Source organism: Flavobacterium cupreum, assembly GCF_003996965.1.
GTDB lineage: Bacteria > Bacteroidota > Bacteroidia > Flavobacteriales > Flavobacteriaceae > Flavobacterium > Flavobacterium cupreum.
The window spans coordinates 1-315 of record NZ_QWDM01000183.1; the positions used below are offsets into that span (position 1 = coordinate 1).

At 68.3% G+C, this 315-nt stretch carries 1 protein-coding gene; it reads left to right on the forward strand.

Annotated features, from left to right (window positions below; genetic code table 11):
• The coding region (locus D0817_RS27110) for a penicillin-binding transpeptidase domain-containing protein (protein WP_262708248.1) at nt 1-315 on the forward strand (315 nt) is incomplete at both ends.

The window sequence follows — 315 nt, forward strand, 5'->3', positions numbered from 1 at the left end:
GGCTCGACGCTCAAGCCGTTCATCTACGCGCAGGCGCTCGACCAGGGCCTGATCCACAGCGCCTCGATCCTCAAGGACACGGCCAGCAATTTCGGCGCCTTCGCGCCCGAGAATTTCGACGGCCGCTTCAGCGGTCCGATCCCCGCGCACGAGGCGCTGATCCGCAGCCGCAACGTGCCCGCCGTGGACCTGGCCTCGCGCCTGGCCAAACCCGGCCTGTATGACTTTTTGAAGATGGCCGGGGTGCAGAAGCTGGCGTCCGAGGCGCACTACGGGCTCGCGCTGGCGCTCGGCGGCGCCGAACTGTCGATGGAG